The following is a 25,072-nucleotide window of genomic DNA, read 5'->3' on the forward strand; positions in this document are numbered from 1 at the left end:
CATGCTCCAGTGGCTCTTTCCCCAACTGGAGCATCCTTTCCTGCTGGTGCTCAGCCTGGGCCTGTCGTTCTACCCCCTGCGGGAATTCTTCCGCCTGCTGTTCGACGACCTGCGAGGCTTCGTCGATGACGTGGCTACTGCCGCGCCTCCCGACTGGGTGTCCTTCTTGCGAGGCCGGCTGGATGAAGACCGCTGGGCGGAATTCAAGATCGGCCTTTTCGTACTCGGCTGCATCGCCCTGCCCACCGCCCTCTACCGTCTGGGCAGCAAGCTGCTGGCCTGAACCCCCGGCCAGGCCCCCGGTACGCCGCAAGCGGTTATCGCAACGGACCAGCACCACAGGGCGCGCTGCATCCGCAAGGAACGCTAAGAACGCGACGGTTGCTTATTTATTCCAATTAATTCTAGAAAATAGTTTTCTTAGTGCTAGGATTGCAAGCCTAGAATTCAACGTCATGGAACGGGGCCTCCTTGGCCACTTTGCCACCGGGCACTGGCCCGGCCCCGGACCGCTCATCATTCCAACAAGGGAGATTGTTAGATGCCGAAGCTCGAAACCCTCGCCGTACACGCCGGTTATTCCCCCGACCCCACTACCAAGGCCGTGGCGGTCCCCATTTACCAGACCACCTCCTACGCCTTCGACAACACCCAGCACGGGGCCGACCTGTTCGACCTGAAGGTGGCGGGCAACATCTACACCCGCATCATGAACCCCACCCAGGACGTCCTGGAAAAGCGTGTCGCTGCCCTGGAAGGCGGCATCGCTGGCCTGGCCCTGGCTTCCGGCCAGGCCGCCATCACCTACGCCATCCAGACCATCGCCGAAGCCGGCGACAACATCGTCTCCACCGCCACCCTCTACGGCGGCACCTACAACCTGTTCGCCCACACCTTCCCCCAGCTGGGTATCCAGGTGCGCTTCGCCGACTACCGCGATCCCGCTTCCTTCGAGAAGCTGATCGACGGCAAGACCAAGGCCATCTACGCCGAAACCATCGGCAACCCCCTGGGCAACATCACCGACATCGAAAAGCTGGCCGAAATCGCCCACCGCAACGGCATTCCGCTGATCGTGGACAACACCGTGGCCAGCCCCTTCCTGCTGCGTCCCATCGAGTTCGGTGCCGACATCGTGGTGCATTCCCTGACCAAGTACCTGGGCGGCCACGGCAACTCCATCGGCGGCATCATCGTCGATAGCGGCAAATTCCCCTGGGCCGAGCACAAGGAACGCTTCAAGCGCCTCAACGAACCCGACGTTTCCTACCACGGCGTGGTGTACACCGAAGCCCTGGGCCCCGCCGCCTACATCGGTCGCGCCCGCGTCGTGCCCCTGCGCAACACCGGCGCCGCCATCAGCCCCTTCAACGCCTTCCTCATCCTGCAGGGCATTGAAACCGCCGCCCTGCGCCTGGAGCGCATCACCGAAAACACCATCAAGGTGGCCAAGTACCTGCAAGGCAACAAGAAGGTGAAGTGGGTGAACTACGCCGGTCTGGAAAACCACCCTGACCACGCCCTGGCCCAGAAGTACCTGGGCGGCAAGCCCTCCGGCATCCTCACCTTCGGCGTGGAAGGCGGCATCGAAGGCGGCGCCCGCTTCCAGGACGCCCTCAAGCTCTTCACCCGTCTGGTGAACATCGGCGATGCCAAGTCCCTGGCCTGCCACCCGGCTTCCACCACCCACCGCCAGCTCAACCCGGAAGAACTGGCCAAGGCCGGCGTCACCGTGGATACCGTGCGCCTCTCCATCGGCATCGAACACATCGACGACCTGATCGAGGATCTGGAACAGGCGCTGGCTGCTGTCTGATCGCTGCGGCAACGCCAAATAAGAAACGGGACCTGCGGGTCCCGTTTCTTTTGGTTATAGCTTTTCGGCTGACGTTACCAAGACCTTTGCTACCGACATGGCCTGGCCTTCATGCACACAAAAAGGACTTCACCACCCATGCCATTTGCAAAAATACATTGCCGGAGGCTATGAGCAACGGTAAGTTGCCGCTTGTACAGTTACCGCCTTTGAAATATACCTTCGTCCTAGTTTCAGAATTCTCAATTCATATCTGCCCCTGGCAACCCCACCTAAATAACCTGCCAAGTCACTCTACAGTCGGCTGAGAGACGATGCCTAGGGCGCTAAAGACTTTCCCCTCAAAATACATGCCACCATCTTTTTCCATTGCCACTGACAATATTTATAAGTTCACATGCTTGTTCGGCCTTGCACTCATCATTAGTGCAATTTTCTCCGTTGTTTCCATGTATTCCGCTTCCCTTGAGCGAAAAGTGAAATACATGGAGGCCCTCATACTGCTTGAGGCGAAAACGGAAAAAAACAAGATTGATGAAGACCTGCTTGAGATGAATAAGAAGTTGCTGGAAGTAGCGAAGTCAAATGATAAGACCGGCAATATTTTTGCCGGTGCAGTTCTTGGCACTGGTATCGCCCTTAGTATCTTCGGTGCATTTCTTTGGCACGGAAAAATCCAACTTCGAGACGACAAGCTTGCGCAACTTCAAATTGAAAAGCTAGAACTCGAGCTATCGAAACTGCGAGGCGAACTCTTTCAAGCAAGCTCTACAGAGCCAGTCGCCACTGTTAGCCAACAGGAGGGCACGAATGACGGCAGCGCCGTTATTTAACCCGACCGTGCGAATAAATCTGCACAAGATCAGTGAATTCAAAAGCTAGGTGTCGAACCTGCCCAGATACATAGCCCTGCTGCGCGGCATCAATGTTGGCAAGGCCAAGCGGATTGCCATGGCCGATTTGCGGGCCTTGCTGATTGAACTTGGCTACAGCGGCATCGTGACACTGCTGAACAGCGGAAATGTCGTGTTCCAGGCAAGCGGGGGAACGCCGGCCCGGCATGCTGCCGATATCTCTGCTGCCATCGCAAAACGGCTGGGACTGGAAGTCCCGGTCGTCGTCAAAACGGCAGAGGAGCTTTCGACCATCGTTGCTGAGAATTCCCTGGCCGAGAAGGCAATCGATCCCTCCCGGCTCCTGGTTGTTTTTGCCCAGGACAACGCAGCGCTCGCCGGGCTCGATGCGGTCAGCTCACTGGTCGCGGAACCCGAGGCGCTCTTGTCCGGGAAACAGGCGGCTTATCTGTATTGCGCTACCGGCATTCTGGAAAGCAAGGCAGCCGGAGCACTGCTCGGCAAATCAGGGAAGGCGCTCACCACGAGAAACTGGGCAACCGTTCTTAAACTGCAGGCTTTGGCAACAGCGCCTGAAACCTGAGAGAGGCCTAGGCAATAGGTCACCCACTGCACCCGTCAAACCAAGAATCCGCATCCCCCATGAACCGACTACGCTTTGTCCTCTCGCTCCTCTGCTTTGTCATCTGCTCGCCATCCTTGGCCACGACATTGAACCGGCCGGTTACGGCAGCCACTGGTACTGAAGTAGTGCGTGCGCAATTCGGCATCTTCAAGCAGGCCAACAGCGGCAAGACCGAGTTCGTGGCAACGAACGTGGTGCCATTCATGCCCAATCAAAGTTATGGCTGGGTCTTGGTGCTCCGCACCTCGCAGCAGAAGGTCAAATGGCGAGAGGAGTTCACGCTGCCCCAAAAGCCCGACACCTGGGGGGAGCCCGAGGCCCTGGGCAAAAGGGCGGTATCGGAGGATGGCCGCACCTCGGTGACCGAGCGGGAGGTTTCGCTAAATCGCGGGCTCATTCTCAATGCCTGGAGCATTGCCCCGGGAGACCCGAAGGGGCGCTACGTCATTCGCGTGTATGTCGAAGGCGTGCTCGCCGGCGTCTTCGAGTTCGACGTGCAATGAGAGTCCCCAAAAATTCGTCCCGGCCAGAACACCGTGGCAGCACCAGGCAAGCGACAGAACAGGGCTGGCACTCCGTACTGACCACAGGACTATCTGGATGAACCGGAACAATCACTTCATCGCGGCCGTAACCCTTCTTGCCGCCACCTTGCTCTCAGGCTGCGCCTCGCTGCCCAATGCCAAGCTGGAAAAGCTGGGCCAGCAACAGGTGGAAATGGCCCTGACCCGCCATGGCACGCCGCCGGTGGTTTTCGAAAACGGGCTGGGCGGCAGGATGGAGTGGTGGGCCAAAGTCTTGCCCGGTCTCACCGACACCACCACCTTCGCTTACAACCGCCCCGGCTATGGCAACAGCGATGCCGTCACCACGCCCCGGGACGGCCAGCACATCGTGGATGAACTGCGGGCGCTGTTGCAGGCGCAAAGGATGAAGCCCCCCTACATCCTGGTCGGCCACTCCCTGGGTGGCCTGTACATGCAGCTTTATGCGCGCCGCTACCCGGATGAAGTGGGGGCGCTGATTCTGGTGGATACAGCCCACCCCCGCCAACTCGAAGGCGAAGGCGCCCTGGAAAAGCAGTCATTGCTGACGCGCGGCCTGCTCGGGGCGCTGGTGACGGGCAGTGCCCGGGAGGAACTCGATCTGCTGCCGCAAACCGGCAGGCAGGTGCTGGAACTGCCCACCGTCACCGGCAAGCCGGTGTTCGTACTCAGCGCCGCCAAGCCCCTGGAAGAACAATCCCCCGTGGCAGATGACGCCAATACCAAACGTCGGGACATCGCCCGCCTCTACCCCGGCGCCAAGCAGATCTGGGTGGAGAGCGGCCATGCCATTCCCCTGGAAAAGCCGGAGGCCATCATCGCGGCGATCCGCGAAGCCCTGTCCTTGGTTCAGGGGAAACCGCTTGAAACCTCCACCCGATAACCTCAGCAGCGACAGCTCATTTGAGTCCACACAGGTTTCAGGAACGTAAAAATGAATACACGAACCACCTATTTCATCCTCTGCATTCTCGGGCTGGTGCTGCCCTACGCTCAGTTCATTCCGTGGCTCCTGGCCCATGGGCTCGATCTACAGCGCTTTGTGGAAGAACTGTTCTCCACCCCTATCGGCGGCTTCTTTGGCATGGACGTCATCGTTTCGGCGTGTGTCCTGACGCTCTTCATCGCGGTGGAGGGGCGTCGCTTACAGATGACCAACCTATGGGCCCCCATTGCCGGGACTTTCCTGGTGGGTGTCTCCTTCGGACTCCCACTCTTCCTTTACATGCGGCACCCACTCAGTGCTTCATCATCAACTCAAGCGAGTCTGTCCGGCCAAAACGGCGCATCAACGGGCGGATGAGCTGCCCCTATTTTCGCTGAAGCCTCCGAAACTTCAGGTGATACTCACCATGCCCCCCATCACCCTCCACGCCTCCCGGCTCAAATACGCCCTGTTGCTGCTGGCAACCCTGGGTTTCGTTGCGGGAGGTGTGTTCATCCTCCTCCACGGCAAGCCCGGCGATGCCTGGGTGGGGTGGATGAGCATCCTGTTTTTCGGAGCCGGCATTCTGCTCTTCGGCTGGCAGTTGGTCGATGCGCGCCCGCGCCTGGTGATTGATGAACACGGCATTCTGGATCGCACGCTGGGGGTGGGCGTAATTCCCTGGTCGGAAATCACCGGTGCCTCCCTGGGGTCGGTGCAGGGCACCCCCTTCATCTGCCTGGAACTGCGCCACCCGGAACGCTGGCTGGAGAAGCTCTCCCCCATCAAACGGGCCCTGGTTTCTGCCAACCAGGCCCTGGGCTTCAGCGCCCTCAATCTCAACCTGAGTGCCGTGGCGGCAGACCCGGCCGAGGTACTGGAGCTGATTCAGAAGACCATTGCCACGCGCCACCAGCGCCACGACTGACTACCCATCACCGCGGTTTCAAGGGGGCTGACAAGGCCACACATCGCCAACTGCCGGCCCCGCGGCGGATAGCAGGGGCAGAAGCTGCCGTTTCAGCAATGCAGCCACCGTGGGTCCGGCGAATGACATTCTGTTACAGCCCCCCTCCCCGATTTCCGCAACACTCCCGGCATTACGACAAGGGAATGCCATGGAAACGCCCCATCCCTCCCCCCTGCATCTGCCGGCCCGGGCCAGTTACGGCATTGCGGCCGCCCTGCTCCTCGCGGCCATTCTTCTGCACCTGATTCCTGCCCTGTTTGCGGGGATGCTGGTCTATTCCCTGATCGAGCGGCTGTCGCCCCTCATTGCCCGACGCTTTGCCCAGCAACATGCCCGGGGGCTGGCCACGGGCCTGATCGGCACCCTGGCGGTGGGGGTGGTGAGCCTGGGGGTGCTGCTGCTCTACAGCTATCTCAAGCACGGTGGCGCTTCCGGCCTGCCCCTATTGTGGGAAAAGCTGGCCGCCGTGGTGGAAGGGGCCAATGCCATCCTCCCGGCCTGGCTGGCGGAGCGCCTGCCGGATTCGGCGGAGCAGATTCAGGCCACCCTCTCCGCTTGGTTCCGGGACCACAGCGCCGAACTCCAGGGCCTGGGCAAGGAGGCCGGAGTGGCCCTGGTGCATGTACTGGTGGGCGGCATCATCGGTGCCATGGTGGCGGTGAGCCGTGCGCGGGATGGCGTCTTCCGCCGCCCCCTGGCAGCGGCCCTGGCCAGCCGCGTCGCTGCCTTTCATCAGGCCTTCGAGCGGGTCTTCATCGGCCAGGGCAAGATTTCCCTCATCAACACCTTTTTCACGGCGATCTACCTGGTGGCGGTACTGCCGTCCCTGGGCATCCACCTGCCTCTGGTCAAGACCATGCTGGCCATCACGCTGCTGGTGGGCATATTGCCCGTGGTGGGCAACCTGGTCTCCAACACGGTGATCGTGCTGGTCAGCGCCTCGGTATCGTTCAATGCGGCCCTCGCCTCCCTGGTCTTTCTTGTCGCCCTGCACAAGGGGGAGTATTTCCTTGGCGCCAAGATCCTGGGCAACCAGATCCAGGCCAAGGCCTGGGAAATGCTCCTGGCCATGCTGGTCATGGAAGCGGCTTTCGGCCTGCCCGGCATGGCCGCTGCCCCGGTGTTCTACGCCTACCTCAAGGCCGAACTGGCGGAGCGGGGGCTGATCTGAAACGGCCCCAGGCCGGTAGCGCCCCCCCTCTTTCGGAGTGCCGGGGGAGCCGTGTATAGTCCGGCCCGGAAATGCTTGGAAGCACCCAACAACGCCCAACAATGCCTGACAGCGCCCGGGCTGACCCGCCGGCCTGACGACAAGCGGTGACGCAACGGCGACTGCTGCACACCTCCGGCAACTGGCGTGGCCACTTGGCTGGCTGCACTGTAGGTGACCTACGGCTTGTACGCCTCGCCGCCCCGCGCAGTCCAGCAGAGGCGCCGTTCCTATCCGCCCGCCTGAGGCGTGGCGCGTGGCAGGCAGCCGGTGCCGCTTTCTCAGCGATTTTGCCGGGCTTTTTTTAGGCCTTTTCCCGGGCTTTTCCCTGACTCCCCCTGTTGACCTTCTTCCCGCCGAGTACCTGCAATGCCCCTGCGCCGCTTCGCTCCCGACGACTACGACACCCTTCTGGCTGCCAAGGTGGCCCATTTCCGGGAGGAATTTGCGGCCTTCGACCTGCCGGAACCCCACGTGGCGCCTTCCGCCCCCCGGCATTACCGCCTGCGGGCCGAATTCCAGATCATCCGCCACGAGGGCAAGGTGGCCTACGCCATGTTCAACCCGGACAACACCCGGCAGGCAGTGCCCATGGCGACCTTCCCGGTGGCGTCGGACACCATCTGCGCCATGATGCCGCGCCTGCAAGCCGAGCTGCAGGCCAGCGACCTGCTCAAGGACTTTCTCTTCCGGGTGGATTTTCTCTCCACCCTGAGCGGCGATCTGCTCGTCACCCTGGTCTACAAGCGCCCCCTGCGCCCCCTCTGGGAAGAAGCGGCCCGGGGCCTGGCGGAGCGCCTGGGCATCCAGCTGATCGGCCGCAGCCGCGGCCAGAAGGTGGTGCTGGGCCGGGACTGGGTGGAAGAGGCCTTTGAGCTGGAAGGCCGCGCCCTGCGCTACAAGCAGATCGAAGGCGGCTTCACCCAGCCCAACGGCGAGGTGAATCGGCAGATGCTGGCCTGGGCCTGCGCCCGGGCCCAGGAAATCGCCCCGGCCGGCGAGAGCGACCTGCTGGAGCTGTACTGCGGCAACGGCAACTTCACCATCGCCCTGGCGCCCCATTACTCCCGGGTGCTAGCCACGGAAATGAGCAAGACCTCGGTGTACGCCGCCCTCGACAACCTGGCCGCCAACCAGGTCAGCAACGTGCAGATGCTGCGCCTCTCCAGCGAGGAATTCACCGAAGCCTACGTGCAGGGCAAGGAATTCACCCGCCTGGCCGGCATCGACCTGAAAAGCTACCGCTTCTCCACCGTTTTCGTGGACCCGCCCCGGGCCGGCCTGGACGACGGCACCCTGGAACTGGTGCGGGGCTTCGACAACATTCTCTACATCTCCTGCAACCCGGAGACCCTCAAGGCCAACGTGGCGGCCCTGCACAACACCCACCGCATCGCCGCCGCCGCCGCCTTCGACCAGTTCCCCTACACCGACCACCTGGAATGCGGGCTGCTGCTCAGCCGGCGCTGAGGCAAAAACGGCAACACCCCGGAGAGGCAAGCAGGGCGCGGTTCTTCCTCCACCCTATCGGGAGAAGCGCACCCTGCCTTGATCTCCACCACCCCATCACGGAGATTGGCTTGCAGCTTGCCGCTCCGGGCAGGCTAATGCCAGCCGGCTGAGCAAGCCGACTGCCGCAGGCCGAGCCGGCGTACCTGCCAGGCCATCCGCCAGACCATCCGCCACACCACCGGCCGGGAAAGCGCCTTCCAGTCAAAGCGGCCTGGGCGCCAACCCCCGCCCTTTTGCCTTTTCCCCGCCGGGCCGCCCCGGTAGACTGGCGGCTCCGTCTTTCCGGCTCCCCTTCATGGCTCGCCCCCTCATGGCCCTCCCCTTCGCTTCGCGGTTGTCTGCCGTTGTCGCCCGCGCCCTTGGCAAGGCGGCCTGCGCCGTTTTCCTGACCGTCGTCACCCTTGCGGTGATGGCGCCAACGCCCGCCCGGGCGGCACCCCTCAGCATCGGCCTGGCCGCCGACGTTTCTTCCCTGGATCCCCACTACCTCAACGCCGCCCCCAACATCGGCGTGGCCAGCCACTTCTTCGAAACCCTGGTGGCGGTGGACAAGGACGGCCAGCTGGTGCCCGGCCTGGCCCAGTCCTGGCAGGCCATCAACCCCACCACCTGGGAATTCAAGCTGCGCCCCGGGGTGAAATTCCACGACGGCAGCCCCCTCACGGTAGAAGACGTGGTCTTTTCCCTGGAACGCCCCGCCAGCCTCACCCAGAGCCCTGGCCCCTTCACCGGCTTCACCAAGGCCATCAGCGCCAAGAAGGTGGTGGACGCCCACACCCTGCGCCTTACCACGGCCCAGCCCTATGGCCCGCTGCCCCTGGACCTGGCCTCCATTTTCATCGTCTCGAAGAAGGCGGCGGCCAAGGCAACGACGGAAGACTTCAACAGCGGCAAGGCCCTGGTGGGCACTGGCCCCTTCCGTCTGGTCAAGTTCCGCCGCGGCGAAGCGGTGGAGATGGCCCGCTTCGACGGCTACTGGAGTGACAAACCGGCCTGGGAAAGCGTCACCCTGCGCATCCTGCCCGCCGATGCGCCCCGCCTCGCCGCCCTGTTGGCCGGCCAGGTGGACATGATCGAAGGCGTGCCCGGCGCCGACGTGGCGCGGCTGAAGAAGGATGCGCGCTTCCGCCTGGAGCAGCGCGTCTCCTGGCGCACCCTGTTCCTCCAGCTCGACCTCTTCCGCGACGCCTCGCCCTTCGTCACCGACAACGCTGGCCGGCCCCTGGACAAAAATCCCCTGAAAGACCTCAAGGTGCGCCAGGCCCTCTCCCGGGCCATCAACCGGGAGGCCCTGGCAGCCCGCACCCTGGATGGACTGGGTGTGCCCGCCAGCCGCCTGGTGGCGCCGGGCATTCCCGGCCATGGCGAGAAACCCGCCGCCGAGCCCTACGACCCGGAAGGCGCCAAGCGCCTGCTGGCCGAAGCCGGCTACCCGGAGGGCTTCCGCCTCACCCTGCACGGCCCCAACAACCGCTACCTCTACGATGAGCAGGTGCTGCAAACCCTGGCCCAGTTCTTCAGCCGCATCGGCATCAAGACCCAGGTGGAAACCCTGCCCCTGGCCGCCTACTTCGGCCGCCTGCGCCACGCCGATTTCAGCGCCGCCCTGCTGGGCTGGGGTTCCCTCTCCGGGGATTTCGCCCTGCGCACCCTGCTCGGCACGCCGGATGAAAAGACCGGCTGGGGCGCCTGGAACTGGGGCCGCTTCAGCGACGCCCGGGTGGATGCCGACATCCGCGAGGCCCTGGCCAGCACCGATGCCGGCCGCCGCAACCGGGCCGCCGAAACGGCCATGAACCAGGCCATGCAGCAACTGCCGGTGATTCCCCTGCACCACCAGGTGGCCACCTGGGCCCTGCGGGCCGGCCTGAGCTATCCGGCCCGGGTGGATGAATTCACCTTCGCCGCCCAGGTGCGGCCCCGCTGAGCACGCCGGGAGCCATGGGCCACGCCACCTTCGTCGTCCGCCGCCTGCTGCACGGGGCCGGGGTGCTGCTGGCCGTCTCCCTGCTGGTTTTCGCCGCCCTCTACGTGGTGGGCAACCCGGTGGAGCTGCTGGTAGATCCCCAGGCCGACCCGGCGGACATCGCCCGCACCGTCGCCGCCCTGGGCCTGGATCAGCCCCTCTGGCGCCAATACCTGCACTTCCTCGGCCAGGCCCTGCAGGGCGACCTGGGGCGCTCCTTCATCCACGGCGAACCGGCCCTGGGCCTGATTCTCGAGCGTCTGCCCGCCACCCTGGAACTGGCCGTCATCGCACTCCTGCTGGCCCTGCTGGCGGGCATTCCCCTGGGGCTGTGGGCCGGTCTCAAGCCCCGCTCCCTGGCCGGCCGCCTGATCGGCGCCGCCTCCACCCTGGGCTTCGCCCTGCCCGCCTTCTGGCTGGGGCTGATGCTGATCCTCGTTTTCGCCGTGCAGCTGCAATGGCTGCCCCCCGGCGGCCGGGGCGCCACCCGGGAGCTGTTCGGCCTGCCCGCCCTTTCCCTTTCCTGCCTGACCTGGGACGGCTGGCAGCATCTGCTGCTGCCAGCCCTCAATCTGGCCCTCTACAAGGCGGCCCTGGTGGTGCGCCTGGTGCGGGCCGGAAGCCGCGAGGTGCTGGGCCGTGACTACGTGCGCTTCGCCCGGGCCAAGGGCCTCAGCGAAGCCCGGGTGGTGGCGCGCCACGTGCTGCCCAACACCCTCATTCCGGTGGTCACCGTGCTGGGCATGGAATTCGGCGGCCTGATCGCCTTTTCGGTGGTCACCGAAACGGTCTTCGGCTGGCCCGGCATGGGCAAGCTGCTGATGGACGCCATCAACGCCCTGGACCGCCCGGTGGTGGTGGCCTACCTGCTCTGTGCCGCCGCCCTCTTCGTGCTCCTCAACCTGGGTGTTGAACTGCTCTACGGCTGGCTCGACCCCCGGGTGCGGGAATCCCGGGCATGAGCGACGCTGCCGTGACGCGCCCTGCCGCAGGGCACCGTTTCCCGCTGCTCGCCGCCTTCGCCGCCGGCCCGGCGGGCAAGGCTATCCTGGCCCTGCTGCTCCTGGTGCTGCTGGCCGCCTTCGTCGGCCCGGTGCTGGCGCCCCAGAACCCCTACGACCTGGCCGCCCTGGACATTCTCGATGCCCGCCTGCCCCCGGGCAGCCCGGCCGCCGCCGGCGGCAGCTACTGGCTGGGCAGCGACGAGCAGGGGCGGGATCTGCTCTCCGCCATGCTCTACGGCCTGCGCCTGAGCCTGCTGGTGGCGGGCGCCGGCACCGGGCTGGCCTGCGTCGCCGGCAGCCTGCTGGGCCTGTTCGCCGGCTACCGGCGCGGCGCCTGGGACCGACTGGTGCTGGCCCTGGCCGACCTGCAGCTCTCCTTCCCCGCCCTGCTCATCGCCCTGGCCCTGCTGGCCCTTTCCGGCCCCGGCCTGATCAAGGTGGTGCTGGCCCTGGCGGCTTCCCAGTGGGCCTATTTCGCCCGTAGCGCCCGGGCTGCCGCCCTGGTGGAAGCGGAGAAGGACTACATGGCCGCCGCCCGCCTGCAAGGCCTGTCGGAAGGGCGCCTCTTGCTGCGCCACCTGCTGCCCAACTGCCTGCCGCCCCTGCTGGTGATCCTGCCCCTGCAACTGGCGGCGGCCATTTCCCTGGAGGCCACCCTGGCCTTCCTCGGCCTGGGGGCACCGGCCACCGAGCCTTCCCTGGGCCGCCTCATCGCCAATGGTTTTGCCTACCTGCTCTCGGGGGAATACTGGGTCAGCCTGTTCCCGGGCCTGCTCCTCACCCTGGCCATCACCGCCATCACCCTGGCCGCCGACCGGCTGGCCGCCACCCTGGACCCGCGCCAGCCGGGGTGAATGTCTGCAGTCTGGGGAGGTGGAAAACAGGGCGCACGGATGATCCGGAAAAATCTGCGCAATACCGCGCCAGCTCCCGTTTTTCAGCCCTTTCCGCCAATTAATGCGCTGTCTTGCCGGGCATGAATCGGTGATAATTTCCCCATGTCCGTTTCTGCCCCGACCTTCGTCCGCTTTCCGGCCCGATGCCCAACCGCCCTCCGGCTGTTGCAGGCGATCCTGCGCCTCCGCATCCGGGCCGGGGTGCTGGGTCTGGCCGGCCTAGTCGGCCTGGTAGCTCTGGCAGGCGTCGCCGGTCCAGCAGGCGCCACAGACGGGATCAGCGCGACAGCCGCCGCCCCCACGGCGGAAAAGACGGCAGCCATCCAATTCACGCCAGAAGAGCAGGCCTACATTGCCCAGGCCGGCACCATCCGGATGTGCGTGGACCCGGACTGGGTGCCCTTCGAACGCATCAACCCGGAAGGCCGCCACGAAGGCATCGCCGCCGATCTGGTACAGCTGGTGGCCCAGCGGGTGGGCCTGAAGATTGCGCTTTACCCGGTCAAGACCTGGGATGAAAGCCTGGTCGCCTCCAAGGCCGGGCGCTGCCAGATCATGAGCTTTCTCAACCAGACGCCGGTGCGGGACAAATGGCTGAACTTCACGGCCCCCATCTTCTCCGACCCCAATGTGATCATCACCCGGGAAGAGCACCCCTTCGTCGCCGCGCCGGAAAATCTGCGGGATGAAAGCGTCGCCCTGCCCCGGGGCACCATGGTGGCCGAGCGCATCCGCCAGGACTATCCCAGCCTCAAGCTGATTCTCACCGACAGCGAAGACCAGTCGGTTTCCCTGGTCTCGTCCCGGCAGGCGGACATGACCATCCGCTCCCTCATCGTCGCCGCCTACGCCATCAAGAAGGAAGGCCTCTTCAACCTGAAGATCGCCGGCCAGGTGCCCCACCTCACCAACCAGCTGCGCATCGGCGTGCTCAAATCCGAGCCCCTGCTGCGGGACATACTGGACAAGGGGGTGCGCACCCTGACGCCCCAGGAACGGGATGCCATCTCCAACAAGCATGTGGCGATCCAGGTGCAGAAGGGCGTGGATTACAGCCTGATCTGGAAAATCAGCCTGGGGGCCGCCCTGCTCCTGCTGCTGGCGCTGTACTGGAACCGCAAGCTGACGGCCCTGAACCGGGAGCTGGGAAGCCTCAACCGGGAGTTGGCCCGCCTCTCCATCACCGACAAGCTGACCGGGTTGTTCAACCGCAACAAGCTGGACGAAGCCTTCGACAACGAAATCCGCCGCACGGAACGCTTCGGCCACCCCTTCGCCGTGGTGCTGCTGGATGTGGACCACTTCAAGGCGGTGAACGACACCCATGGCCATCCGGTAGGGGATCGCATCCTGGTGGAAATCGCTGCCCTGCTGCGGGCCCATACCCGGGAAACCGACATCGTGGGCCGCTGGGGCGGCGAGGAATTCCTCATTCTCTGCCCCAACACCGATGCCCTGGGCGCCATGCTGCAGGCGGAAGGCCTGCGCCACCTGATCCAGGATCATGTCTTTCCCGAGGTGGAACACATCACCGCCAGCTTCGGCATTACCGGCTACCAGACGGGGGACGATGCCAAGCACATGATGGCCCGGGCCGACCGGGCCCTCTATGCGGCCAAGCACCAGGGCCGCAACCGCGTTGCGGCCGACCAGACGCCCCTGTGACCCGGAGCATGAAGCACTTGATCAAGCGCTGCCGCCACGGCAGCCGGCCCACCGACGCCCCTTCTGGCGAGACTGCCACCATGGCGTCCCCCCGGCGTGCGCCGCTTGCCAAGCGCCTGGGCAGCGTCGTGCTGGCCCTGGGCAGCCTCAGCCCCTTCGCTCCCACTGCCCGCGCCGGGGACGACCTGGGTCAAGCCCTGCTGGGCAGCAGTGCCTTCGGCTACGCCAAGATCATGGTGGTGGCGGACGACAAGAAGGGCGGACGCCCCAACCAGGGCACCCTCGGGGTAGGCGGCAAGCTCGGCCTGGAGACGGGGGAGTACTACGGCCTGCGCTTTCGCGGCGCCCTCTACACCAGCCAGGATCTGGGCCTGCGCAACGCCAATCCGCGTCAGACCGATGCCTACATGTTCGACCTGGACAAGCGCCCCTACTCCCTGCTCGGCGAGGCCCAGCTCAGGCTCTCGGCAGGCCGCACGGAACTGGTGCTGGGGCGTCAGGAAATTTTCTCGCCCCTCATCAACAGCTACGAATACCGCATCATCCCCAACCTCTACGAGGCCTACACCCTGATCAACCGGGATCTGCCGCATACCACCCTGACCGCCGCCTACGTGGGCAAGATGTCGGGGCTGGACAGCCTGGGCAGCTATTCCCGCTTCAACAGCATGTCGCGGCAAGCCTACCTCTCCCTGATGACCCGGCCCGACGGCACGCCGGACGCCCGGGCCGGGGACACCGCCGACCTTTCCCCCCTGGTGGGCCAGCACGGGGTGTGGATGACCGGCCTGGTCTATGAGAACACCCACCGGCTGCAGCTGTGGAACTACTACGGCATCGACACCCTGCACAGCCTCTACGCCGACGGCCGCTGGAAGCAGCCCCTCAGCCCGAACCTGACAGCAGTGCTGGAGGCCCAGGCCTACCGGGTCAGTGAAGTGGGCGCCTTCAAGGATTACCTGGCCCGCCATGGCCTCAATGCCAGTTACAGCCTCAAGGGCCTCAAGGGCACCCTGGCCCACGCCCCCAGCGGCATCAGCCTGGGCCTGGCGGTGAACCGCTTTGGCGGCAACGAGCGCACCGTCACCGCCTACGGCAACTGGGGCGGTTTTCCCGAATTCGTCATCCTGCCCTACCTGTACCCGGAAGAAGACCGGGTCAGCGCCCTGGCCGGCACCGCCTCGGCCCGCCTCACCGCCCTGTTCGATCTGGGCGTGTACGGCCTGAAAGACCAGAGCCTGCTGCTGGGCCACGCCCGGGTGAATATCGACGAAGCCCTGCTGCCGGGCGCCGACATCCGCATCAACAGCCTGCTCTACCGGGCCAAGTTGAGCCCGCGCCTCTCTGCCCGGGTCTCCCTGGATAGCCGCAGTTCGGGCCATTCCCGTTACGATAACGCCTTCATGACCGCCGCCCTGCGTTACGACTTCTGAGGTTTGCCCACCGCCATGCAACGATTGTTCGCCCAACTGCAACGCCTCTTCCTGCTGCCGGCGGCCCCCGCCTGGACGGCAGAAAGCCTGCAACAAGCCGTGGCCTGTGGCGACGCCGGCCTGACCCTGTGCGCCGATGCGGCGGGCAGTACCCGCACCCTGGTCATCGGCTTCAGCCGCGCCCGGGATTGGGACAGCGCGGCCGCCCTCCTCGCCACCCTCACCGACACCCTGGGGCTGCCCCGCCCGGCCCTGGCCATTGACGGGGTCTGCGGCTACCAGCTGTGGCTTTCCCTGGCAGCCACCATCCCCGTGGCCGAGGCCCAGGCCTGGTGGCAGGCCCTGAGAGCCCAGTATTTGTCCGAACTTCCCGATACGGCCCTGATGTTCTTTCCGGGGGAAGGCAGCCTGGCGGCCATTTCGGCCGTACCTGTCATTCCCGCCCGCATCGGTGCCGCTGAACGCTGGTCCGCCTTCATCGACCCTAACCTGGGCGGCCTCTTCCGGGATGAGCCCTGGCTGGAAATGCCGCCCGGAGACGAGGCCCAGGCCGACCTGCTGGCGGGCTGCACCGCCATTTCCGCGGCCGAATTCGCCCATAGCCAGGCCGCCCTGCAAAGCGCCACGGCTGCTACTGCGGCCAAGGTGGCGGCGGCTGCGGATGCCGCTGCCCTGGCTGCACAGCGCGAAGCAGAAAAGCCCTTGCAGCAGGTCGCGGCCTATGCGGACCCGAAGGACTTTCTCCTCGCCCTCATGAACGATGGCAACGCCCGGACGGAGATTCGCGTCGAAGCCGCCAAGGCCCTGCTGCCCTACTTTCACCGCCCCAAGACATCCCCTGGAGAGACCCCATGAGCACCTTCACCAAAGTCGTCCTGTTCACCGATACCGACGGCTACGCCAAGTTCCGGGAGGAGCAGGTTCCCCTCAGCGAAGGCACGCCCCAGGCCATGCTCTCCGCCCTCACCCCGGCCAAGGCCTGCCAGTTCCGCCAGAGCCCGGTGGGTTTCCGCAGCCAGTTCCACTGCACCACCGAAGAGCAATGGCTGTTCGTCCTCGGCGGCGAAATGAAGATCGGCCTGCAGGACGGCAGCAGCCGCAACTTCAAGGCCGGCCAGCACTTCTACTCCGCCGACACCCTGCCCGCCGGCGCCACCTTCGATCCCAAGGTGCACGGCCACTGGAGCTGCCAGGTGGGCGACGAGCCCCTGGTGACCCTGTTCGTCAAGGTGTAAGGCCGGTTCCCGGCAATCCCCTGGCGGCCCTGATGCCGCCGGTTGCAGACGCCAAAACGGCCGCAGCGATGCGGCCGTTTTCTTTTTGGGCGGCGGACTATACTGCCCGGACAGGTCGGCCCGGGCAGTCGCTTTTTCCGCCACCCATCACCATAGCCATTGGCTATTTCGAATATTCAATTAATCAATTTTAATAATTACAGCCGATTCACTAGACTGCCTCATATCCGATCATCAACGGTTCACCCAAGGAGGAAAAAATGGCAAACGACACGAATCAAACCGCGCCCGCTGGCCAATGCCCGGTCATGCACGGTGCCCAGACCACCGCCGGCAGCCAGACCATGCAATGGTGGCCCAAGGCCCTGAACCTGGACATCCTGCACCAGCACGATGCCAAGACCAATCCCATGGGTGCCGGCTTCAACTACCGTGAAGAACTGAAGAAGCTGGATGTGGCCGCCCTGAAGAACGACCTCAAGGCCCTCATGACCGACAGCCAGCCCTGGTGGCCCGCCGACTGGGGCCACTACGGCGGCCTCATGATCCGCATGGCCTGGCACTCCGCCGGCACCTACCGCATCGCCGACGGCCGGGGCGGCGCCGGCACCGGCAACCAGCGTTTCGCCCCCCTCAATTCCTGGCCCGACAACGCCAACCTGGACAAGGCCCGCCGCCTGCTGTGGCCGATCAAGAAAAAGTACGGCAACAAGATCAGCTGGGCCGACCTGATGATCCTGGCCGGCAACATGGCCTATGAATCCATGGGTCTGAAGACCTTCGGCTTCGCCTTCGGCCGGGAAGACATCTGGCACCCGGAAAAGGACATCTACTGGGGTTCCGAGAAGGAATGGCTGGCCCCCACCGGCGCCGAAGGCAGCCGCTACTCCGGCGAGCGGGACCTGGAAAACCCCCTGGCCGCCGTCATGATGGGCCTCATCTATGTCAATCCCGAAGGCGTGGACGGCAAGCCCGATCCCTTGAAGACCGCCCGGGACATGCGCACCACCTTTGCCCGCATGGCCATGAACGATGAAGAAACCGTGGCCCTCACCGCCGGCGGCCACACCGTCGGCAAGGCCCACGGCAACGGCAGCGCCGCCAACCTGGGCCCCGCCCCGGAAGGCGCCGAGCTGGATGAACAGGGCCTGGGCTGGAACAACCACACCAGCCGCGGCATCGGCCGCAACACCGTGACCAGCGGCATCGAAGGCGCCTGGACCACCAACCCCACCCAGTGGGACAACGGCTACTTCAAGCTGCTGCTCGGCTACGACTGGTGGCTGCAGAAGTCCCCAGCCGGCGCCCACCAGTGGGAGCCCATCAACATCAAGGAAGAGGACATGCCGGTGGATGTGGAAGACCCCACCATCCGCTGCAAGCCCATCATGACCGACGCCGACATGGCCCTCAAGTTCGACCCGGAATACCGCAAGATCGCCGAGCGCTTCCGCGACGACCAGGCCTATTTCTCCGAGACCTTCGCCCGGGCCTGGTTCAAGCTGACCCACCGGGACATGGGCCCCAAGGCCCGCTACTTCGGCCCGGATGTACCCCAGGAAGACCTGATCTGGCAGGACCCCATCCCCGCTGGTCGTAAGGACTACGACGTGGCCGCGGTGAAGGCCAAGATCGCTGCCGCCGGCCTCTCCATCGGCGAAATGGTGGCCACCGCCTGGGACAGCGCCCGCACCTACCGGGGCTCCGACAAGCGGGGCGGCGCCAACGGCGCCCGCATCCGCCTGGCGCCCCAGAAGGACTGGGAAGGCAACGAACCGGCCCGCCTGGCCAAGGTGCTGGCTGTCTATGAAAAGATCGCCTTGGATACCGGCGCCAGCGTCGCCGACGTCATCATCCTGGCCGGCAACGTGGGCGTGGAACAGGCCGCCAAGGCCGTCGGCTTCCCGGTCGAAGTGCCCTTCGCCCCGGGCCGGGGCGACGCCACCCAGGCCATGACCGACGTGGAGTCCTTCGAGGTGCTCGAACCCCTGGCCGACGGCTTCCGCAACTGGCAGAAGACCCACTACGTGGTGACGCCGGAAGAAATGATGCTCGACAAGGCCCAACTGCTGCGCCTCACCGCCAGCGAGATGACCGTGTTGGTCGGCGGCCTGCGCGTCCTCGGCGCCAACCACGGCGGCAGCCAGCACGGCGTGTTCACCGAGCGGGTCGGCGTGCTCAGCAACGACTTCTTCGTCAATCTGACCGACATGGCCTACACCTGGAAACCCACGGGCCGCAACAGCTACGCCATCATCGATCGCCACAGCGGCGCCACCAAGTTCACCGCCACCCGGGCCGACCTGGTCTTCGGCTCCAACTCGGTCCTGCGCGCCTACGCCGAGGTCTACGCCCAGGACGACAACCAGGAGAAGTTCGTCCGCGATTTCATCGCCGCCTGGACCAAGGTGATGAACGCCGACCGCTTCGATCTGAACTAAGGCGCTCTACCCCGGTGCCGCTCACCCGGGCGGTTGGCGGGGGCGCTTTATGCCAAGGCCCGGAGGCATTGCCCCGGGCCTTTTCCATGTGCAAGCAGTCGCAAGGATTGCTCGCATGACATTTGGCTGGACGACTGGCAAAATCAACGCGACATTGAACGAGCGCCGTGTATGCCCGCCATCTATCTCCTTGAATATTGCCTCCGATCTGGCGAAAGCCTCCATCGGCCAGCATCCCAGGCTGCCGCGTTTTCCGGCTTATACGGCGTTCCAACGGCTTATATGGCAGTTTTGCCGTCTACTTCACGTTAGCCACCTGCAATGAGCCACCCTCTGCATATCGAAGGCACGCGCGTTTGCGTACTCATCCACCCTGACGAAGTGGTTGTTTGTTCAAACACTCAAGGCTTCAACGCTCTCGGCCAATGGATGGCGTGGCTTGCCGAATCAAAACCCGAGGAGTTTTATCATTTTCACCTCCTCCGCTCCTTACTATCTGAAGCCTGTATTTTTGAAGGTGTTACCCCGTCAAATGTCTGGGTTTTGCGCACACCACCAACTCATCAAGTTATCTCCGAACCACCGGAGGGTTTTGAAGCAATCCCATTTGAAGTTACGTTTCAGGTAGTTCCTGAGGCATCACTCGACGACTTGGTGGCTGCTCAATCCACAGGGTTTATCCCTTCCGCATATCTAAAGTCCGAGGCATCGTATGCTGGCACTTGCGGCTAACATTACGGTCAAGGCCGTTCCCTTCAGTCACTGGACGTCCCGCAAGCGGGCCGCCCCTTACCTAAAACGTTAGCAACTGTGTTGAAGGTCAAGCCCTGAAGCGCACCAGGGCGTGTTGTTTTTGACTACGGCATTCATCACAGTCAGCAGTTTGCGCATGCAGGCGGTCAGCGCCACCTTCTTCGGTTTGCCTTGTGCACAGAGGTGCTGATAAAACTCCCGGATTGGTGGGTTGCTGCGCGTAGCTGACAAAGCAGCCATGTAGAGCACCTGACGTACCTGCGCCCTACCACCCCAGATCACACGCTCGCCACGATGTTTGCCGCTGTCACGATTGAACGGTGCGAGCCCCGCCAGTGCTGCAATTTCCTTACGGTCCAGCTTTCCGAGTTCGGGCAATTCCGCCAGCAAAGTCATGCGCGTCACTTTGCCTACCCCTGGAATGGCTTGCAGCAGATCGTCTTTCTCTCGCCAGACCTCGCTCGTCCGCAGGCGATGCGTCAGATCAATATCCAGTGCAGCAATGCGTTCATCGAGCCAGGCAATGTGTTCCTTCAAACTCGTCCGCTGCACTACCTCCGCCCGATCCAGCCGCAGCTTTTCCTGCACACGCATGTCGATGAGCTGGCGCCGCCGTGCCAGCAGCGCGGCCAGGGCTTGTGTCTCTTCATCCTTCAGAACTCGCACCTGCTGCCGGATCGCTTGCGCAAAAGCAGCCAGAATCAGGGCATCAATCCGGTCGGTCTTGGCCAGTCGCCCACACGCCTTGGCGTAGTCCCGTACCTGCCGAGGATTGACCACGGCTACTGGCACACCGGCCGCCACCAGTGCGCTGGCCAGGGCTGTCTCAAGCCCACCCGTCGCTTCCATCACCACTAAGGTGGGAGGCTGCTCGCACAGGCGTTTGCACAAGCCCGCTATCCCCACCTCGTCATGCGCCAGCCGTTCAGCACTGCCGGCAGCAACGAAGCCCACATCGAGCCAGGCTTTCGATACATCGATTCCTACAAATGATTCATTTATCATGTCAGCCACCCTGCATTGCAAATCCGGGCTCATGGCCCCAGCAACTGTTCGGGTTAAAAGACAAGCAGGCGTGGCGCTCAACGCTAACGTACGGGTTCATGACCCCAGGCTTCAACGAGCTGCCACACCCCAAAACCCGCCGGGGCATAAACCCCCGCGATTACTCCGATTCTTTTATGGAATCGGTGGAATGAACATACAAGGCAAAGGGAACATATGAGCGACTGGGACTTTCTGCACGACATGCACAATGAAGGCTATAGCTCAGAGCAAATAGCAGATGCCGCCGCTTGTGGGTACAACCCTTGGGAGTGGCAACCACTAAATGAAAATGAGTTGCCTGCAACGCACGCCCAAGACCCGGAACTTGTTGAGATATTCGAAAACCTAGTTAATTGTGCAAAGTCGTACCACACTCTTACTGGACGATATTTGCAAATATGGGGCGAGCTTGGTGAGTTATATGCAGAAGTCACTTACGGTATCAAGCGGCACAAACCACACACCAAAGGCTCAGATGGCAGACTTGGAAACGACTTTGTTGAAATAAAGACGATCTCGCCGGAAAAGGACGGTGGTCAAGTTCAAGTCAAGCGAGCTGGAAATTTCAATCGGCTATTGGTAATCAAGGTCAGTGCAGGATTTGAATTCGAGGGCCGCTTCATTGAACGTAAGCGGTTATCAAAAGGCGACGGAACATACGCGAGAGTGTCTTGGTCGGCGCTTACGCCGTCCAACTAGGAGCCTCAATCATGAGTTGCACGCCTAGCAATCGCTTCGGGAGGGACGCTCCGCCAGCAAGCTTCGCTTGCTGTAGGACGCCGGTTAGCTCAACGTTAGCTCTACATTCCAAGCTCCCCTCTGATCCAAACTGACCAGTTCTGCCTCAGCCTCCCGCTTTACCATTCGTCACAACCTCCCCCGCCCCTTTTCGTTAGCATGTCGGGCACGCTCTCCTGACGCCCCGCCATGCCTGCCTTTCTCCGCGCCCTCAATTCCCGCAATTACCGGCTCTATTTCGTCGGCCAGCTGATTTCCCTGGCGGGGACGTGGATGCAGCAGATCGCCATGGCCTGGCTGGCTTACCGGCTTTCCAATTCGGCTTTCGTGCTGGGCAGCGTGGGCTTTGCCAGCCAGATTCCCATCCTCTTTTTTTCCGCCTTCGCCGGGGTATGGACGGACCGGGTGGACCGGCGGCGCCTGCTTCTGCTGAGCCAGAGCCTTTCCATGGTGCAGGCGCTGGTGCTGGCGGTGCTGGCCTGGATGGAGTGGCTCACGCCGGGGTTGCTGATTTTCATGGCCCTCTGCCTGGGCTGCATCAATGCTCTGGATGTGCCGGCGCGGCAGGCCATCGCGGTGCAGCTGGTGGATGACAAGGAAGATCTGCCCAACGCCATCGCCCTCAATTCCTTCCTCATGAACGCGGCCCGCTTCGTCGGCCCGGCCCTGGCGGGGTATCTGGTGGTGCTGATGGGGGAGGCGGTGTGCTTCCTGCTCAACGCTCTTTCCTACTTGGCGGTGCTGCTGGCCCTCTCGGCCATCCGCCTGCCGGCCCAGGGCCGTGGCCGGCCAGCGCCGGCGCTGGATGCCCTGCGGGACGGCATCCGCTACATCAGCCAGCACCGCGACATTCGCCGTTCCCTGCTGTTGGTTTCCTGCGTCAGCTTTTTTGCCACGCCCTACGCGGTGATGATGCCCCTTTTCGCCCGGGAGATTTTCGACGGTAACGCGGGGACGTTCGGCCTGCTCATGGGCTGTGCCGGGGCTGGCTCCCTGATGGCCAGCTTCTTTCTCGCCAGCCGCCGCGATACCGACGGGCTGGAGGCCAAGGTGGCCCTGGCCGCCCCGGCGGTGGGCGCCGCCCTCGCCTGCTTTGCTCTGAGCCCCGCGCTGGGCGTGGCCTTCCCCATCATCATGGGCATCGGCTTTTGCATCATCATCACCATCGCCGGCAGCAACACCCTGATCCAGACCCGGGTGGATAACGCCTACCGGGGCCGGGTGATGGCCATCTTTTCCATGGCCTTCCTTGGCGTGGCGCCCCTGGGCAGCCTGCTGGTGGGCAGCATCGCCCATCAGGTAGGCATCCGCCCCACCCTGGTGGCCTGCGGCCTGCTGACCCTGGCGGCCGGATTGATCTACCGGCGCCGGACGGCCCCGGCAGCCTGACGCCCCCTCAGGCGCCGCCCAGGAGCCTGTTCAGCAACGCTCCACCTACCACCAGATGGATAAAGAGGCCGGCTCCCAGCAATAAGGGCTTGAGCCCGGCCCGCCGCATCCGTGCCAGGGTGGTTTCCACCCCCAGGGCGGCCATGGCGGCGGTGAGCAGTAGGCCACCCAGCAAACGCAGCGCCGACACCAGCCATGGGGGCAGCAACGCAAGGGAATTGACCCCGGCCAGCACGATGAACATCAGGGCGAACCAGGGCACTGCCAGGGGCGCCGCCGGCACCTCGTCCCGGCCAGCCCCAGCCGCTGCGCGCCCCCGTTGCCGTTGTGCCACCCGGCTACCCAATATCAGAAGAAAGGGCACCAGGAGCATCACCCGCAGCATCTTGGCCACTACCGCATGATGGGCCACCGCCTCCCCCAGGCCGCTGCCGATGGCCACCACCTGGGCCACCTCATGCACGGTGGAGCCAACATAGACGCCAAAATCCAGAGCCCCCAAGCCGCCCCAGGCGTGCAGCAGCGGATAGACCACCATGGCCAGGGAACCGAAGAGCACCACGCTGCCCACCGCCACGGCGCTCTTTTCCGCTGCGTCCTCGGCATCGAGGCGCAATACCGGCACCGTCGCCACCACCGCCGCCGCACCGCAGATGGCACTGCCGGCAGAGGTAAGCAACACCGTCTCCCGATCCAGCCCCAGCAGGCGGTTGCCGATGAGCCAGCCCACCGCCAGGGTACTGAGCACCAGGGCCACGTCCACCCATAACCCGGACAGGCCCACCTGCACCAGCTGCTGAAAGCTGAGATTGAAGCCGTAGAGGGCCACCCCGACCCGCAGGCAATGGCGCTGGGCCACCATTAGGCCCGGACGCCAATGCCCCACCCCGAAGGACGGCCGCAGATTGCCCAGCACGGCACCAATGAGAATGGCCAGGGTCAGGGAACCCAGGCCGTAATGCCCCAGACCGCCCTGGGCCAACGCCAGCGCACCGGCACCAATGCCGGCGGCCAGGGCCAGGCCCGGCCAGGAAGTGGCCCCACATCCGGCTGCATTGCTCATCTTCACCATGGTTGTTCCCTGCCTCAAGACGACAGGGCGAACCTTAACGGCCGGACCTATAATCCGTAAAACCGATAATTTTTATATCTTCAATCAGCCAAACAAATGAAAACCACCCTGCGCCAGCTGGAAGTGTTTGTCGCGGTGGCCAGCCACGGCCACGTCACCCGGGCAGCCGAGGCCGTGGCCCTGACCCAGTCCGCTGCCAGCATGGCCCTGGCAGACCTGGAACGACAGCTCTCGGTGCAGCTTTTCGACCGGGTGGGCCGCCAGCTCCTGCTCAACGAAGCAGGGCGCCAACTGCTGCCCCAGGCTCAGGAAATCCTGGATCGGGTGCGGGAGTTGGAAGCCTCGGCCCAGGGCGGCCAGAGCGCCTTCGATCTGCACCTGGGGGCCAGTCTGACCATCGGCAACCACCTGCTGCCGACCCTCATGGCCGAAGTGGCGGAACGCCACCCTCGGGGCCGGCTACAGCTTTCCCTGCGCAATACGGAACAGGTGGTGGCGGACCTGCTGGCCTTCCGCATTGATATCGGCTTCGTCGAAGGTCCGGTGCAGGAGCCGCGGCTGCAACGCTTTGCCTGGCGGCAGGACCGGCTGCAGGTTTTCGCCGCGGCCGGCCATCCATTGGCCCACGGCACCGCCACCCCGGCGGAGCTGGGCGACGCCGCCTGGGTGCTGCGGGAACGGGGATCGGGCACTCGGGAGGTCTTCGACCGGGCCTTGGCCAATGCCACCCTGACGCCCCGGGTGGCCCTGGAACTGGAGCAGCCGGAGGCCATCCGCCAGTCGGTGCGCCACGGCCTGGGCCTGGGTTGTCTCTCCCGGCTGGAATTGCAGGATGCCTTCGAGGCCGGCTGGCTGGCGCCGGTAGCGACGCCTTTTCTCAACCTGGAGCGGGCGTTCCAGGTAGTGCTGCACCGGGACAAGCACCTGAGCCCCGGTATCCACAGTGTGCTGGCCCTGTGCGGAGTGGCGCTGTAGG

Annotated in this window: 24 protein-coding genes; 22 read left to right on the forward strand and 2 right to left on the reverse strand. The window is 64.2% G+C overall.

Annotation, left to right across the window (positions count from 1 at the left end; genetic code table 11):
* Position 1: 1 nt before the first annotated feature.
* The 19 genes from AZSI13_RS10705 (at position 2) to AZSI13_RS17300 (ending at position 19,829) form a co-directional block, all read left to right on the forward strand.
* Positions 2-283, forward strand: a complete 282-nt coding sequence (locus AZSI13_RS10705) for a hypothetical protein (RefSeq protein WP_109041153.1) — start codon at positions 2-4, stop codon at positions 281-283.
* 258 nt (positions 284-541) lie between these two features.
* Positions 542-1,816, forward strand: coding sequence for an O-acetylhomoserine aminocarboxypropyltransferase/cysteine synthase family protein (locus AZSI13_RS10710; RefSeq protein ID WP_109041154.1), 1,275 nt, complete (start codon positions 542-544; stop codon positions 1,814-1,816).
* A 350-nt stretch (positions 1,817-2,166) separates the two neighbouring features.
* Positions 2,167-2,649: a hypothetical protein gene (locus tag AZSI13_RS10715; RefSeq protein WP_133247304.1), complete on the forward strand. Its 483-nt coding sequence runs from the start codon at positions 2,167-2,169 to the stop codon at positions 2,647-2,649.
* A 49-nt stretch (positions 2,650-2,698) separates the two neighbouring features.
* On the forward strand, positions 2,699-3,253 hold the full coding sequence (locus AZSI13_RS10720) for a DUF1697 domain-containing protein (RefSeq protein WP_201262356.1): 555 nt from the start codon (positions 2,699-2,701) through the stop codon (positions 3,251-3,253).
* Between the two features lie 59 nt (positions 3,254-3,312).
* Positions 3,313-3,798 (forward strand): hypothetical protein, encoded by a 486-nt coding sequence (locus tag AZSI13_RS10725; RefSeq protein ID WP_109041156.1) that lies wholly within the window; start codon positions 3,313-3,315, stop codon positions 3,796-3,798.
* Positions 3,799-3,895: 97 nt separating this feature from the next.
* Positions 3,896-4,723, forward strand: coding sequence for an alpha/beta fold hydrolase (locus AZSI13_RS10730; RefSeq protein WP_109041157.1), 828 nt, complete (start codon positions 3,896-3,898; stop codon positions 4,721-4,723).
* A gap of 51 nt (positions 4,724-4,774) precedes the next feature.
* Entirely contained in the window at positions 4,775-5,143 is a 369-nt protein-coding gene (locus AZSI13_RS10735; RefSeq protein ID WP_109041158.1) for a DUF2834 domain-containing protein, read from the forward strand.
* A 49-nt stretch (positions 5,144-5,192) separates the two neighbouring features.
* Positions 5,193-5,693 carry an STM3941 family protein gene (locus AZSI13_RS10740; protein ID WP_109041159.1) on the forward strand — a complete coding sequence of 167 codons (501 nt, stop codon included), beginning with the start codon at positions 5,193-5,195 and terminating at the stop codon, positions 5,691-5,693.
* A gap of 190 nt (positions 5,694-5,883) precedes the next feature.
* Entirely contained in the window at positions 5,884-6,906 is a 1,023-nt protein-coding gene (locus tag AZSI13_RS10745; RefSeq protein WP_109041160.1) for an AI-2E family transporter, read from the forward strand.
* A gap of 408 nt (positions 6,907-7,314) precedes the next feature.
* Entirely contained in the window at positions 7,315-8,415 is a 1,101-nt protein-coding gene (gene trmA, locus AZSI13_RS10750) for a tRNA (uridine(54)-C5)-methyltransferase TrmA (RefSeq protein WP_109041161.1), read from the forward strand.
* 337 nt (positions 8,416-8,752) lie between these two features.
* Positions 8,753-10,384 carry an ABC transporter substrate-binding protein gene (locus tag AZSI13_RS10755; RefSeq protein ID WP_165833460.1) on the forward strand — a complete coding sequence of 544 codons (1,632 nt, stop codon included), beginning with the start codon at positions 8,753-8,755 and terminating at the stop codon, positions 10,382-10,384.
* A gap of 14 nt (positions 10,385-10,398) precedes the next feature.
* Positions 10,399-11,385, forward strand: coding sequence for an ABC transporter permease (locus tag AZSI13_RS10760; RefSeq protein ID WP_109041162.1), 987 nt, complete (start codon positions 10,399-10,401; stop codon positions 11,383-11,385).
* Positions 11,382-12,281, forward strand: a complete 900-nt coding sequence (locus tag AZSI13_RS10765; RefSeq protein WP_109041163.1) for an ABC transporter permease — start codon at positions 11,382-11,384, stop codon at positions 12,279-12,281. The genes AZSI13_RS10760 and AZSI13_RS10765 overlap by 4 nt, the downstream gene beginning before the upstream one ends.
* Positions 12,282-12,425: 144 nt before the next feature.
* Positions 12,426-13,988, forward strand: coding sequence for a diguanylate cyclase (locus AZSI13_RS10770; RefSeq protein ID WP_109041164.1), 1,563 nt, complete (start codon positions 12,426-12,428; stop codon positions 13,986-13,988).
* Between the two features lie 8 nt (positions 13,989-13,996).
* Positions 13,997-15,421 carry an OprD family outer membrane porin gene (locus AZSI13_RS10775; RefSeq protein WP_109041165.1) on the forward strand — a complete coding sequence of 475 codons (1,425 nt, stop codon included), beginning with the start codon at positions 13,997-13,999 and terminating at the stop codon, positions 15,419-15,421.
* A 15-nt stretch (positions 15,422-15,436) separates the two neighbouring features.
* Entirely contained in the window at positions 15,437-16,276 is an 840-nt protein-coding gene (locus tag AZSI13_RS10780; RefSeq protein WP_133247305.1) for a hypothetical protein, read from the forward strand.
* Positions 16,273-16,656 (forward strand): hypothetical protein, encoded by a 384-nt coding sequence (locus AZSI13_RS10785; RefSeq protein WP_109041167.1) that lies wholly within the window; start codon positions 16,273-16,275, stop codon positions 16,654-16,656. The genes AZSI13_RS10780 and AZSI13_RS10785 overlap by 4 nt, the downstream gene beginning before the upstream one ends.
* Positions 16,657-16,916: 260 nt before the next feature.
* Positions 16,917-19,097: a catalase/peroxidase HPI gene (gene katG / locus AZSI13_RS10790; RefSeq protein WP_109041168.1), complete on the forward strand. Its 2,181-nt coding sequence runs from the start codon at positions 16,917-16,919 to the stop codon at positions 19,095-19,097.
* Positions 19,098-19,418: 321 nt separating this feature from the next.
* On the forward strand, positions 19,419-19,829 hold the full coding sequence (locus AZSI13_RS17300) for a hypothetical protein (RefSeq protein WP_133247306.1): 411 nt from the start codon (positions 19,419-19,421) through the stop codon (positions 19,827-19,829).
* Positions 19,830-19,898: 69 nt separating this feature from the next.
* On the opposite strand, the gene AZSI13_RS10795 is transcribed toward AZSI13_RS17300, so the two are convergent.
* Entirely contained in the window at positions 19,899-20,855 is a 957-nt protein-coding gene (locus tag AZSI13_RS10795; protein WP_109041484.1) for an IS110 family transposase, read from the reverse strand.
* Between the two features lie 216 nt (positions 20,856-21,071).
* Between AZSI13_RS10795 and AZSI13_RS10800 the strand changes: the two genes are divergently transcribed.
* Together AZSI13_RS10800 and AZSI13_RS10805 are read left to right on the forward strand one after the other, a co-directional pair.
* A complete protein-coding gene (locus tag AZSI13_RS10800; protein ID WP_109041169.1) occupies positions 21,072-21,596 on the forward strand; it encodes a hypothetical protein in 525 nt (174 codons plus the stop codon).
* A gap of 228 nt (positions 21,597-21,824) precedes the next feature.
* The gene (locus AZSI13_RS10805; RefSeq protein WP_109041170.1) at positions 21,825-23,024 is read left to right on the forward strand and encodes an MFS transporter; all 1,200 of its coding nucleotides are present in this window, start codon (positions 21,825-21,827) and stop codon (positions 23,022-23,024) included.
* Positions 23,025-23,031: 7 nt separating this feature from the next.
* Here the strand turns inward: AZSI13_RS10805 and AZSI13_RS10810 are convergent, their stop codons facing one another.
* Positions 23,032-24,096 carry a YeiH family protein gene (locus AZSI13_RS10810; RefSeq protein ID WP_109041171.1) on the reverse strand — a complete coding sequence of 355 codons (1,065 nt, stop codon included), beginning with the start codon at positions 24,094-24,096 and terminating at the stop codon, positions 23,032-23,034.
* 96 nt (positions 24,097-24,192) lie between these two features.
* Here AZSI13_RS10810 and AZSI13_RS10815 point away from each other — a divergent pair, with 96 nt between their 5' ends.
* The gene (locus tag AZSI13_RS10815) at positions 24,193-25,071 is read left to right on the forward strand and encodes a LysR family transcriptional regulator (RefSeq protein WP_109041172.1); all 879 of its coding nucleotides are present in this window, start codon (positions 24,193-24,195) and stop codon (positions 25,069-25,071) included.
* Position 25,072: the final 1 nt, after the last annotated feature.

The organism is Azospira sp. I13 (genome assembly GCF_003112695.1).
Classification (GTDB): domain Bacteria; phylum Pseudomonadota; class Gammaproteobacteria; order Burkholderiales; family Rhodocyclaceae; genus Azospira.

Excerpts from the sequence above, each read along its gene's own strand:
- AZSI13_RS10705 (WP_109041153.1), top strand. The coding sequence starts at position 2 with ATGCTCCAGTGGCTCTTTCCCCAACTGGAGCATCCTTTCCTGCTGGTG.
- AZSI13_RS10710 (WP_109041154.1), top strand. The coding sequence starts at position 542 with ATGCCGAAGCTCGAAACCCTCGCCGTACACGCCGGTTATTCCCCCGAC.
- AZSI13_RS10715 (WP_133247304.1), top strand. The coding sequence starts at position 2,167 with ATGCCACCATCTTTTTCCATTGCCACTGACAATATTTATAAGTTCACA.
- AZSI13_RS10725 (WP_109041156.1), top strand. The coding sequence starts at position 3,313 with ATGAACCGACTACGCTTTGTCCTCTCGCTCCTCTGCTTTGTCATCTGC.
- AZSI13_RS10730 (WP_109041157.1), top strand. The coding sequence starts at position 3,896 with ATGAACCGGAACAATCACTTCATCGCGGCCGTAACCCTTCTTGCCGCC.
- AZSI13_RS10735 (WP_109041158.1), top strand. The coding sequence starts at position 4,775 with ATGAATACACGAACCACCTATTTCATCCTCTGCATTCTCGGGCTGGTG.
- AZSI13_RS10740 (WP_109041159.1), top strand. The coding sequence starts at position 5,193 with ATGCCCCCCATCACCCTCCACGCCTCCCGGCTCAAATACGCCCTGTTG.
- AZSI13_RS10745 (WP_109041160.1), top strand. The coding sequence starts at position 5,884 with ATGGAAACGCCCCATCCCTCCCCCCTGCATCTGCCGGCCCGGGCCAGT.
- trmA (WP_109041161.1), top strand. The coding sequence starts at position 7,315 with ATGCCCCTGCGCCGCTTCGCTCCCGACGACTACGACACCCTTCTGGCT.
- AZSI13_RS10755 (WP_165833460.1), top strand. The coding sequence starts at position 8,753 with ATGGCTCGCCCCCTCATGGCCCTCCCCTTCGCTTCGCGGTTGTCTGCC.
- AZSI13_RS10760 (WP_109041162.1), top strand. The coding sequence starts at position 10,399 with ATGGGCCACGCCACCTTCGTCGTCCGCCGCCTGCTGCACGGGGCCGGG.
- AZSI13_RS10765 (WP_109041163.1), top strand. The coding sequence starts at position 11,382 with ATGAGCGACGCTGCCGTGACGCGCCCTGCCGCAGGGCACCGTTTCCCG.
- AZSI13_RS10770 (WP_109041164.1), top strand. The coding sequence starts at position 12,426 with ATGTCCGTTTCTGCCCCGACCTTCGTCCGCTTTCCGGCCCGATGCCCA.
- AZSI13_RS10775 (WP_109041165.1), top strand. The coding sequence starts at position 13,997 with ATGAAGCACTTGATCAAGCGCTGCCGCCACGGCAGCCGGCCCACCGAC.
- AZSI13_RS10780 (WP_133247305.1), top strand. The coding sequence starts at position 15,437 with ATGCAACGATTGTTCGCCCAACTGCAACGCCTCTTCCTGCTGCCGGCG.
- AZSI13_RS10785 (WP_109041167.1), top strand. The coding sequence starts at position 16,273 with ATGAGCACCTTCACCAAAGTCGTCCTGTTCACCGATACCGACGGCTAC.
- katG (WP_109041168.1), top strand. The coding sequence starts at position 16,917 with ATGGCAAACGACACGAATCAAACCGCGCCCGCTGGCCAATGCCCGGTC.
- AZSI13_RS17300 (WP_133247306.1), top strand. The coding sequence starts at position 19,419 with ATGAGCCACCCTCTGCATATCGAAGGCACGCGCGTTTGCGTACTCATC.
- AZSI13_RS10795 (WP_109041484.1), bottom strand. The coding sequence starts at position 20,855 with ATGATAAATGAATCATTTGTAGGAATCGATGTATCGAAAGCCTGGCTC.
- AZSI13_RS10800 (WP_109041169.1), top strand. The coding sequence starts at position 21,072 with ATGAGCGACTGGGACTTTCTGCACGACATGCACAATGAAGGCTATAGC.
- AZSI13_RS10805 (WP_109041170.1), top strand. The coding sequence starts at position 21,825 with ATGCCTGCCTTTCTCCGCGCCCTCAATTCCCGCAATTACCGGCTCTAT.
- AZSI13_RS10810 (WP_109041171.1), bottom strand. The coding sequence starts at position 24,096 with ATGGTGAAGATGAGCAATGCAGCCGGATGTGGGGCCACTTCCTGGCCG.
- AZSI13_RS10815 (WP_109041172.1), top strand. The coding sequence starts at position 24,193 with ATGAAAACCACCCTGCGCCAGCTGGAAGTGTTTGTCGCGGTGGCCAGC.